Annotated in this window: 8 protein-coding genes; 7 read left to right on the top strand and 1 reads right to left on the bottom strand. The window is 56.0% G+C overall.

The window, feature by feature from the left end; all coding sequences use genetic code 11:
* Nucleotides 1-190: 190 nt before the first annotated feature.
* The 5 genes from tilS (at nt 191) to AC0QHF_RS25885 (ending at nt 8022) form a co-directional block, all read left to right on the top strand.
* A complete protein-coding gene (tilS, locus tag AC0QHF_RS25905; RefSeq protein ID WP_324707158.1) occupies nt 191-1192 on the top strand; it encodes a tRNA lysidine(34) synthetase TilS in 1002 nt (333 codons plus the stop codon).
* Nucleotides 1193-1587: 395 nt separating this feature from the next.
* On the top strand, nt 1588-3711 hold the full coding sequence (gene glgX / locus AC0QHF_RS25900) for a glycogen debranching protein GlgX (protein ID WP_324707157.1): 2124 nt from the start codon (nt 1588-1590) through the stop codon (nt 3709-3711).
* Between the two features lie 478 nt (nt 3712-4189).
* Nucleotides 4190-5428: a MarR family transcriptional regulator gene (locus AC0QHF_RS25895; RefSeq protein ID WP_324707156.1), complete on the top strand. Its 1239-nt coding sequence runs from the start codon at nt 4190-4192 to the stop codon at nt 5426-5428.
* A complete protein-coding gene (locus tag AC0QHF_RS25890) occupies nt 5428-6288 on the top strand; it encodes a mechanosensitive ion channel family protein (RefSeq protein WP_324707155.1) in 861 nt (286 codons plus the stop codon). The genes AC0QHF_RS25895 and AC0QHF_RS25890 overlap by 1 nt, the downstream gene beginning before the upstream one ends.
* Before the next feature lie 327 nt (nt 6289-6615).
* Nucleotides 6616-8022 carry a protein adenylyltransferase SelO gene (locus AC0QHF_RS25885; RefSeq protein WP_324707154.1) on the top strand — a complete coding sequence of 469 codons (1407 nt, stop codon included), beginning with the start codon at nt 6616-6618 and terminating at the stop codon, nt 8020-8022.
* Between the two features lie 383 nt (nt 8023-8405).
* Here the strand turns inward: AC0QHF_RS25885 and AC0QHF_RS25880 are convergent, their stop codons facing one another.
* Nucleotides 8406-8777 (bottom strand): KTSC domain-containing protein, encoded by a 372-nt coding sequence (locus AC0QHF_RS25880; protein WP_324707153.1) that lies wholly within the window; start codon nt 8775-8777, stop codon nt 8406-8408.
* 418 nt (nt 8778-9195) lie between these two features.
* Between AC0QHF_RS25880 and AC0QHF_RS25875 the strand changes: the two genes are divergently transcribed.
* Nucleotides 9196-9612: an AbrB family transcriptional regulator gene (locus AC0QHF_RS25875; protein ID WP_324707152.1), complete on the top strand. Its 417-nt coding sequence runs from the start codon at nt 9196-9198 to the stop codon at nt 9610-9612.
* A 217-nt stretch (nt 9613-9829) separates the two neighbouring features.
* Entirely contained in the window at nt 9830-10282 is a 453-nt protein-coding gene (locus tag AC0QHF_RS25870) for a secondary thiamine-phosphate synthase enzyme YjbQ (RefSeq protein WP_324707151.1), read from the top strand.

Below are 10282 nucleotides of genomic sequence, written 5' to 3'. Positions count from 1 at the left end.
GCCCCCCTAACCCCCATCCCCCCCAACCCCCATCCCCCCCAGCCCCCCTTTGAAAGGGGGGAGTAAGGGGGGAGATAGGGGGGAACCGGACTCTTCTCCCCTCGCCCAGAATTGGGAGAGGGGCTGGGGGAGAGGGCGAGAAGTGAGAGAAAATCGATCTAAAATCTCCAGTTTTACCATCTGAAATGTCATGTCTGACGCATTACCCTGGACGCCCCTCCACGCCCAATTCCATCGAGTGTTACGATCGCGAAAATTACTGCCCCCCGCATCGCGGATCTTGGTGGCGGTTTCCGGGGGACAGGATTCCCTGTGCCTGATCCGGCTGTTGTTGGACCTGCGGTCGAAGTGGGATTGGACGATCGCGATCGCCCACTGTGACCACCGCTGGCGACCCGATTCCGGGGCGAATGCCGACCATATCGAACGGTTGGCAAATAACTGGAATACTCCCTTTTATCGATTGACGGCCGGACCCATTCCTGCATCGGAAGCCGCCGCCCGCCGGTGGCGATATCGGGCGATCGGGGAGGTCGCCCTGTCTCACAATTATCATTATGTGGTCACGGGTCACACGGCCAGCGATCGCGCCGAAACTCTGCTTTATAATCTGATCCGGGGCGGCGGCGCCGACGGACTCGCGGCGCTGACCTGGAGCCGCCCTTTATTCCCCGAAAATCCCGATTCCGAAGTGATGTTGGTGCGTCCGATGTTGGAAATCGCCCGGTCCGAAACCGGAGAATTTTGCAAAAATCGCCATTTGGAAATCTGGGAAGACAGCACCAACGCCGATCTCCGCCACGCCAGAAACCGCATCCGCAACGAACTGCTGCCCTATTTGCAAACCCACTTCAACCCCAACGCCGAACAAAATCTCGCCCGGACGGCCGAATTGCTGCGGGCGGATGTAGACTATTTGGAAACCGAGGCTGAGAAATTGTACGACAGGGCAATTTGCCGCGATCGCGATCGGCCCGGAGTCAACCGCCAACCCCTGAAAAAAGCGCCCCTCGCCCTGCAACGGCGGGTGATGCGGCGGCTGTTGCGGGAGGTGCTGCCGGGGGCGAGTAACTTCGAGCAAATCGAAAAACTCACCGCCCTGATATCGGCCCCCAACCGATCGCAAACCGATCCCTTTCCCGGCGGCGCGATCGCCCGCGTCGAGGGGGATTGGATAACAATTAACAATTAATAATTAATAATTAATGATTAATGATTTGCATAACAATGTGAAACTATGGCAATATGAAATGACTCGTGAAATTTTGTCAGCTAAGAGCCCCCAGAATTGGGGGTTTGGGGGCGAGAGTCAAAAGTCACGCAGAATGACTCGTGAAATTTTGTCAGCTAAGAGCCCCCAGAATTGGGGGTTTGGGGGCGAGAGTCAAAAGTCACGCATTCGGAAATTTGGTTCGATCCTCTGAAGGGAACATTCGCTCAAAGCCCCCAGAATTGGGGGTTTGGGGGCTAGAAAACTTAAAAATGGTGTTTGATTGCTATATATATAAATGTAATGTAGCGACTATCAAGTTGGCAGATCCGACAAACGGCGTCAGCTCTCACCGATCGCAATAGGACATTCAAAATATGTATGTACCCACTTGGCCCGGTAATCCCCATCCGCTCGGTGCGACCTGGGATGGCAAAGGCACAAATTTTGCACTATTCAGCGAAAATGCGACGGCAGTCGAACTCTGCCTGTTCGATAGCGAAGATCAAGAAACTCGCGTCCCCCTGACAGAAGTCAAAAACTTTGTTTGGCACGGCTATTTGCCGGGAATCTGTCCCGGCCAGCGATACGGATTCCGCGTCCACGGCCCTTTTGCACCCGAAGAAGGACACCGTTTTAACCCCAACAAACTGCTCATCGATCCCTACGCCAAAGCCCTCGACGGGGAAATCGGCTACGGCGAAGAAATTTTCGGATATCCTTGGGAAGATCCGGAGTTGGATTTGGGCTATTCCGAACTCGACGACGCCCATCTAGTCCCCAAAGCCGTCGTCGTGGACGAGACTTTCGACTGGGAAGACGATCGCCCCCTCCACATTCCCGAACACGAGACGATCATCTACGAAATGCACGTCCGGGGCTTCACGAAACTTCACCCCGACATCCCCGAAGAATTGCGGGGAACCTACGCCGGAATCGGACATCCGGCTGCGATCGCCTACCTGCAATCCCTCGGCATTACGGCGGTGGAATTGATGCCGGTCCACCACTTCCTCTCCCAGCCCGGACACCTGGTGGACAAGGGTTTGAGAAACTATTGGGGCTACGACTCCATCTGTTATTTTGCCCCCCATTACAACTACGGCGCAGACCCCATTTTGGGCAGCCCGGTCAAGGAATTCAAAGAAATGGTCAAAGCCCTCCACGCCGGGGGGATCGAGGTCATTTTGGATGTGGTTTACAACCACACCGGCGAGGGCAACCACCTCGGCCCGACCCTGTCCCTGCGGGGGATCGACAACGCCAGTTACTACCGCCTGGTGGAGGACGATCGCCGCTATTATATGGACTTTACGGGGTGCGGAAATTCCCTCAACGTCAGCCATCCCCAAGTCCTGAAATTGATCATGGACAGCCTCCGCTATTGGGTGCTGGAGATGCACGTGGACGGGTTCCGGTTCGACCTGGCGTCGGCTTTGGCCCGAGAACTGTATGAAGTCAACTCTCTGGCCGCATTTTTCGACATCATCCACCAAGATCCCGTCCTCTCCGACGTGAAATTGATCGCCGAACCGTGGGATGTGGGAGAAGGCGGCTATCAGGTGGGCAAATTTCCATTATTGTGGTCGGAGTGGAACGGCAAATACCGGGATACGGTGCGGGATTTTTGGCGGGGGGAAGATAGCGCCCTAGCCGAATTTGCCTACCGATTTACGGGCAGTTCCGACCTGTACGAAGATAACGGACGCCAGCCCCATGCCAGCATCAATTTTATTACCGCCCACGACGGTTTCACCCTCAACGACTTGGTGAGTTACAACGAAAAACACAACGAAGACAACGGGGAGGACAACAACGACGGGGAAAGCCACAACCGATCCTGGAATTGCGGGGAAGAGGGGGAGACGGAGGACCCCGACATTTTGGAATTGCGGAACCGCCAGCGGCGCAATCTTTTGGTGACGCTGATGCTGTCCCAGGGGGTGCCGATGTTTTTGAGCGGGGACGAATTGGGGCGATCGCAATTCGGAAATAACAACGCCTACTGCCAGGACAATCAGATTTCCTGGCTGGATTGGGACCTGCAGGAGTCCAACGCGGCGCTGTTGGATTTTACCCGCCATTTGATTTATTTCCGGCGCCAACACCCGGTTTTTCACCGCCGCAAGTGGTTCCAGGGACGGGCCATCCACGGGTCAGGGGTGAGCGATATCGGCTGGTTCAACCCCGACGGCGGCCAGATGACCGAAGATCAGTGGAATGCCGGATATGCGAAGGCGATCGGGGTGTTCCTCAACGGGGAAGAAATTCCGGCCCGCGGCTCCCAGGGTGAGCGGGTGATGGACGACAGTTTTTTGATTTTCTTCAACGCCCACTATGAGGAATTGGAATTTTTGATTCCCGAGGGACTGCAAGATCGCCGCTGGCAGGTGATCATCGACACCAAAGAACCCAATTTCGTGCCGGGAGAAATTTATTACACGGGCGACAAACCCATTCTCGTGGAGGCGCGATCGATTGTCGTGACGGTGATGCGTTGATTTTTCGGAGGGAGTCGGTATTAGGGAATTTTAGATTTTAGATTTTAGATTCCCCGACGGGGGCGGAGGTATCGGAGTTATATCAAATCCGGTTATTTACGCGAGAATCGGAGATCCCCCCCAACCCCCCTTAAAAAGCAGGGCCGTTTCATTCTCCCCAGAAAAATGGCAAGGGGAGCAGAGGGAGCGGAGGGAGCGGAGGGAGCGGAGGGAGATTTTTCGGAATAAAAAGGTGTTTTTAACCGGATATTCCCTTGCTCCGGTCTCCCATCAACGGTTTTCATTGTCGCTCCCGACAATTTTTAACCGAGAATGAAACGGCCGGGCCCTTAAAAAGGGGGGAGCCGGAGTGGGCTTTGACTTCTGGATATTCAATCGGATTCGATATGAGAAGTGAGAAGTTTCTCTTTCCTCTCTTCTCTTTCCTCTCTTCTCTTTCTTCCCCACACCCCACGCCCGCACACCCCAATCACAGAATATGAAATTCTCGATCGCCCCTTTGTTGGAAAAAGTCCGGGCCTGGTTCCCGAAAGCCCGAGAAACGTTGCAAGCCCACGCAGACGAGCTCGAAGCGAAGTTCAATCCCCAGGAACTCCACCCCATTCCACGCCAACAGAGCGATCGCCTGAAACGGGAACTGGCAGGTTTGGCGACGCCGGAACCCTATCAAAAATTTATTCGCTCGGAGTTGGAAGAACGGCTCGAAGCGTGGCGGTCTGGGGTGGAAACCGGCAACAGTTTGGCAGTTTTGGGATGTCCGGCCGAAGCGATCGCCACGATCCTCTGGGACACTTTGACTTCCCCGGAACCGGTGGAGGATTTGACGTTGCAGTGGTTGCCCTGGTCTTCCCGACCCCGGGACTACCGGGCGATCGCGGAGGAATTGGAAAAAACGATCCTCCCCCCTGCGGAGGGCGACCGAGTCCTGGCGGTCATTCCCGATTTGAGTTGGTGTTTCCTGCGGTGTACGGACGGTTTTGACGGGATCGACCGGCTGAAAGAGGCGATCTTCCACGACCGCTCCCGCTTCTGGCTCGTCGGGTGCAACCGCTGGGCTTGGCTGTACCTGGATCGGGTCTGTCAGTTGGGGGATCTCTTTGAAAATACGATTTCCCTGCCCCCCCTGATACCGATCGCCCTCAAAGAGTGGATCGAACCGGTGCGGGCCCCCCTCGACCTGCAATTGGGGGAGGAGGAGTCCGCCGAGGAGGAGGAAGAATTGGAGGAGGAAAAGTGGGCTTCCCAAGCCGAACGGCGGTACTACCACCGCCTGGCGGGGGTGTCCCAGGGTGTCGGCGCGATCGCGGCCCGGGGTTGGCTGGAGTCTCTGGGGATTTCTCCCCCGAAAACGGAAGAGGAAGAGTCGGAAAATTCGGAAGAACCGGAACCGTCGGAAAATCCGGAAGAATCGGAAACCGAGCCGCCCCCCTGGATTTTGGGCCGTCCCACCCTGCCGACCCTGCCGAGTTTGAGCAAAGAGGACCGCTTCCTGTTGTTTTCCCTGGCCGTGCACGGAGCCATGACCCTCCCCCATCTGGCGATGAGTTTGGGCATTTCGGAGGGCGAAATTCACACGCAGGTCCAGCGGTTGATCCGGGTCGGGGCCGTCATCCGCCCCCCGACGGCAGAGGGACAACTGCAACTCAATCCCATGCACTACCCCCGCTTGAAACGGGATCTCGACAACAATAAATTTTTGATCGGGGAGGAAAGTTAATGTCCGGAGAAATCCTGCCGGCGATTGTGCTGGCCCAAAGTGGCGGAGAAGAAACGAATGTCGCGACCGAAATTCTGGCCGAGATCACCGCCATCAAGATTATCCAGGCGATCGCGGTGCTCGCCCTCACCTACTGGGTTATCCTCGCCACGGACAAGTTTCTCCACTGGATTTCCGAAAAAGTTCCTCTGCGGTTTCGGTTGGGGGTCAAACAGTCCCTCCCCTTCTGGCGGGCGTTTTTTTTGGGGTTGGCGATCGCCATTTTGATTCATTTATTTCTCAACCTCTCGCCCAACAACGTCCTGGCAATTACGGGGACGGTGGCGGTCGCCCTCGGCTTCGCCTTCAAGGATTACGCCAGCTCGGTGATCGCGGGGTTGATGGCGCTGTTTGAGAGGCCCTATCAGGTGGGCGATCGCGTCACCATCGGCGACCAGTACGGCGAAATTATCGGCTACGGACTGCGGGCGATCCAACTGCAGACCCCCAACGATGACATCGTGACCATCCCCCACAATAAAATGTGGACCGAGGCGATCGTCAACGCCAACAAGGGCAATGTCGAAGCCCAGGCCGTGGTCAACTTTTACTTTTCCCACGACGCCGATCTCGACCGCATCGTACCCCTGCTGTACCGGGTCGCCCAGACGAGCAAATACACCCAACTCGACCTGCCGATTTCGGTGATTTTGGACGAAAAAGCCTGGGGAACCCACGTCAAGCTGAAGTGCTATCCGATGGATGTCCGCGACGAATTTATCTACAAATCCGACTTGATTCGGCGGGCGAAACGGGCGTTTGCACGGTCGGGAATTACCTACCCCACCTTGCCGCCGAGGCCCGACGACTGGGCGGAATGAGTCCGGTTTCCGACGTTGGATTGCGGCCGCCCGGACGGTTCGGACATTTTCTTTCATCGGGGTGTGGGGAAAACCGGTTCCCGATTCCCGATTTCTTTTTTCTGATCGCAATGTCCCCACCGTTGTGTCCGTCGCGATACCCGCCGCGATCGCAGTCTCGACGGATTCAAATTGATCGAAAATAGAGAAGATCGGGCACAATCCCGGCGGGAACATTTCGCGGTTTCCGACTCCCGACTCCCTCGGACCGACTCCCTCCCTCTTCAAAGGGTTGTCATTTTCAATTCTCCCCTCTAAAATAATCCAGCAATTGGAATTTAACCCCTCATGTCCAATCCGTTCCTGTTCCTAGAATACGAACCGAGCTTCGAGGCGTTGGGCGACGATTATTATGATGTCGTTCCGGCCGCGGAGTTTCCCCTCCACATCTTGCGGTTCCGCAATGACGAACTGCTCTCGAAATTCGGGATCGACCCGTCTCAAACCGAGGACGAACACTTTATAGAAGCCTTCGGGAAGTTTGAGAGCGTGCGCCCGTTTCTGGCGATGCGCTACCACGGCTATCAGTTCGGACAGTACAATCCCGAGTTGGGAGACGGGCGGGGATTTTTGTACGGGCAGGTGCGGGGGACGGACGGAGAATTGTACGATTTCGGCACCAAAGGATCGGGGACGACCCCCTATTCCCGCCACGCCGACGGACGCCTGACCTTGAAGGGCGGGGTGCGGGAAATTTTGGCGGCAGAAGCTTTGCATCGGGCGGGGGTTCTGACCTCCCGATGTTTGAGTTTAATTGAAACCGGAGAACAACTGTGGCGGGGCGACGAGCCCTCCCCCACCCGGTCTTCGGTGATGGTGCGGGTGAGCCGCTCCCACATCCGTTTCGGAACCTTTGAACGCCTCCACTATTTCGGGCGCCCGGATCGGATTCAAAAGTTACTCGATCACGTCGTCGAGATTTATTATCCCCACCTGCGCGATGCCGGGGAAGATCGGGCGATCGCGTTTTATTCGGAGTTGGTGGGGCGGGTGGCGGATTTGGCGGCCGGGTGGATGGCCGCCGGATTTTGCCACGGCGTTTTGAATACGGATAATCTGTCGATTACCGGGGAGAGTTTCGACTACGGCCCCTATGCATTCATGCCCGAGTACGACCCCAAGTTCACGGCGGCTTATTTCGACTACGGCCGGCTCTACTGTTACGGCAACCAGCCCTTGATTTGCCGGGGAAATCTGGAATTGTTGCAAAAACCCCTGGGGATGGTGTGCGATCGCGATCGGCTCCGGGAGGCTTTGGAATCGTTTTCGGAACGTTACTCGGCTACCTACCGAGAATTGATGGTCAAAAAGTTGGGATTAGCCGCCTTACCCGCCCCCGAAGGTTCCGAATTGGTCGGGCTGACGGTGGATTTACTCAAGGACAATCCCCTGGGATATCATGATTTCTTCATCCGACTCCGGGAACAATTCGGCCCCCGATGGCAGGAAGATGAAACGCAAATTCTCGGGGAACTGGGGGATCTCAAACACTTCGCCGCTTGGCGGGCACTCTACTGCCATCATTTGCAGCCCTTGTCCCCGGCGGAAATGGAGGAGATGAAAGTTCGCCTCGAACAGAATAATCCCGCCACTGTCCCCCTGCGGCCCGCCATCGAGAGGGTTTGGGAACCGATCGTCGCCGCAGACGATTGGAGTGCGTTTGATCGGTTGGTGGAGGATATCCGAGCCGCGTGAGGGTCTCGGGGGGGCGATCGCATTTTCAGATCCAATCCCGGCAATCCGCCCGAAAACATCTGGGGGGTGGGAGTCGGGAGAAGCGCCATTAATTGTCAATTGTCAATTGTCAACGATCAATTCTTCCCCCCATCCGATCTTTCGGATTCCTTTACCTTTTCGGTTCCCCTTCCCTTCCCCTCCCCAATGTTGGCGGCGCGGCAGGCCCGTCCCCCGCCGGATCGAAATCTAAAATCGATCAAAAAATGTCCGGTCAAGGCCGGATCGCACTGTCTTAGAGATCGGCATTGATGTCCTCCCCCGCCGCCGTCGCCCCATCTGACCGGGAAGTTGTAAAAATTTGTTGATTGGGCTTTGACAAGTTCCGGCTCTTCCCCTTAAAATTAATCAGCTTGCTCTGTTGCTCTGGCATCCCGCAGATGCGATCGCGGGGGAATCGGTCCGGTCAAATATTCCGCAGATAAAACGACTTCGGATTCGTCATCCTCCTCCGGGGTGACAATCAGGGAGTTGAACGGCACTAAGGCGATCAGTTCCGCCTCTCGTGAAGGGGCGATCGCATTTTCCCGGCCCGACCCTTGCCCGGGTTCGCCCCCCGCCAGTTCGGCGACCTGCCGGAGTCCCTCGCAGGCGACTTCGGGGGCGAGAACTTCGACGTACTCGATTTCATCGCCGCGATCGATTAACAGCCCCAGCGCGCCATTTTGATGGCCGACGGCTACCAGGTTTTTCAGATCGATTTTGGTCAACTTCATGGAAAATCTCCCGGGTGAGTTGCCCGCCCATCCGGCGACGGGTGGGACGTGGGGTATTTCAAAACTAATATACGTCGTATTGATTTTTTTGTCAACCCGCCTTTTCCACAACGCCAGCGTTGCGAAAAGCCCCCGATGCGGAAAGTCCCCGCCGCGACATCCCGCCGCAATTTCTACCCCCGGTCGCGGATTTCCCGAGATCAGTTCTTCCCGAGGGGAAAAACAAAGGCGACGAGATTTAGGCTGTCCATCTCCGCGAAAATTGACTTCCCCCGCCCGTTTTCCACCCGTGCGACTCCGGCTGCTCAGATGTGAAGTTAAAAAAAAATTTCCCCAACGGCGGCATTTACGTTATATGATGTGAAAAATATCCGACTAATATGTTAGGATTGAATGGATTTGAATTGGAGTACATTCGATGGCAAAAGCAACAGCAGAGCAACTCCCTGCTAACCCCCTGACCGGAAAAGCTTTACTGCAGAAAGTTAAGGCGCTCGGCTCCAAACCCCGCCGGGACACCGCGAAGGAGTGCGGTTATTACACCGTGACAAAAGACAACCAAACTCGGGCGAACATGACCGAGTTTTACGACGCCCTCCTCGCCGCCAAGGGAATCGCCCTGGAACCCGGCCGTTCCAAAGATGGACGGGGAAGGGAAGCGAGCTACCGCGCCTGCGTCCACAAAAATGGTTCCTTGGTGATCGGTGCCAACTACACCCAGGAAATGGGGTTGAAACCGGGCGATCAGTTTGAAATTCGCCTGGGTTCCAAACACATTCACCTGATTCAAGTGGAACCGAAAGGGAGCTTCAGCGACGAAGACGAGGACGAATAGATTCCACCGCGTCGGGAGTCCCGGAGTTTCACCGCATCGCCGCTCATCATGCCGGCCGGCTTTTGAGTACCGATAAAAGTGGCGATCCGAACTCTCCGGATGAAAATCCATCCCCACACCAACCTTCACCCCATGCCCATCGTTCATCAGTTCATCGAACTCGAAACCCGAGAGGGAATCGACTATTTTCGACATCACCCCTCAAGTTGTAGAACTGTTGGAGTCCACCTCCATCCAGAACGGGCAGGTGTTGGTCTTTTCTCAGCACAGGACGACCGCCCTCACCATCAATGAAAATGAGGAACGCCTTTGGGAGGATATCAGGGTCTATTTAAAAAAGTTGGCTCCTCCCGAAAACAGATACCTGCACAACGACTTACACCATCCAGACGTGCCACCCGACGAACCCATCAACGCCCACTCTCACCTGATGGCAATCACGTTAAGTACCAGCGAAGTGATTCCGGTGGTGGAGGGCAGGTTGGGTTGGGGCCGGTGGCCGTCTCTTCTACTGCTTGAATTGGACGGCCCGCGATCGCGCCGAGTTCTGGTTCAAGTGAGCGGAGAATCAATCGGAGACCCCCAAATTGGAACTTGTGGGAACCTTGCCGGCTCACCCGTCGAGAGGGGTGAACGGGTTCGGGCTGGGCATTTTTCCCACAATTCATGA

Source organism: Lyngbya sp. CCY1209 (assembly GCF_055795065.1).
This window is presented reverse-complemented; position numbering and strand designations above follow the sequence as displayed.

Excerpts from the sequence above, each read along its gene's own strand:
- tilS (WP_324707158.1), top strand. The coding sequence starts at position 191 with ATGTCTGACGCATTACCCTGGACGCCCCTCCACGCCCAATTCCATCGA.
- glgX (WP_324707157.1), top strand. The coding sequence starts at position 1,588 with ATGTATGTACCCACTTGGCCCGGTAATCCCCATCCGCTCGGTGCGACC.
- AC0QHF_RS25895 (WP_324707156.1), top strand. The coding sequence starts at position 4,190 with ATGAAATTCTCGATCGCCCCTTTGTTGGAAAAAGTCCGGGCCTGGTTC.
- AC0QHF_RS25890 (WP_324707155.1), top strand. The coding sequence starts at position 5,428 with ATGTCCGGAGAAATCCTGCCGGCGATTGTGCTGGCCCAAAGTGGCGGA.
- AC0QHF_RS25885 (WP_324707154.1), top strand. The coding sequence starts at position 6,616 with ATGTCCAATCCGTTCCTGTTCCTAGAATACGAACCGAGCTTCGAGGCG.
- AC0QHF_RS25880 (WP_324707153.1), bottom strand. The coding sequence starts at position 8,777 with ATGAAGTTGACCAAAATCGATCTGAAAAACCTGGTAGCCGTCGGCCAT.
- AC0QHF_RS25875 (WP_324707152.1), top strand. The coding sequence starts at position 9,196 with ATGGCAAAAGCAACAGCAGAGCAACTCCCTGCTAACCCCCTGACCGGA.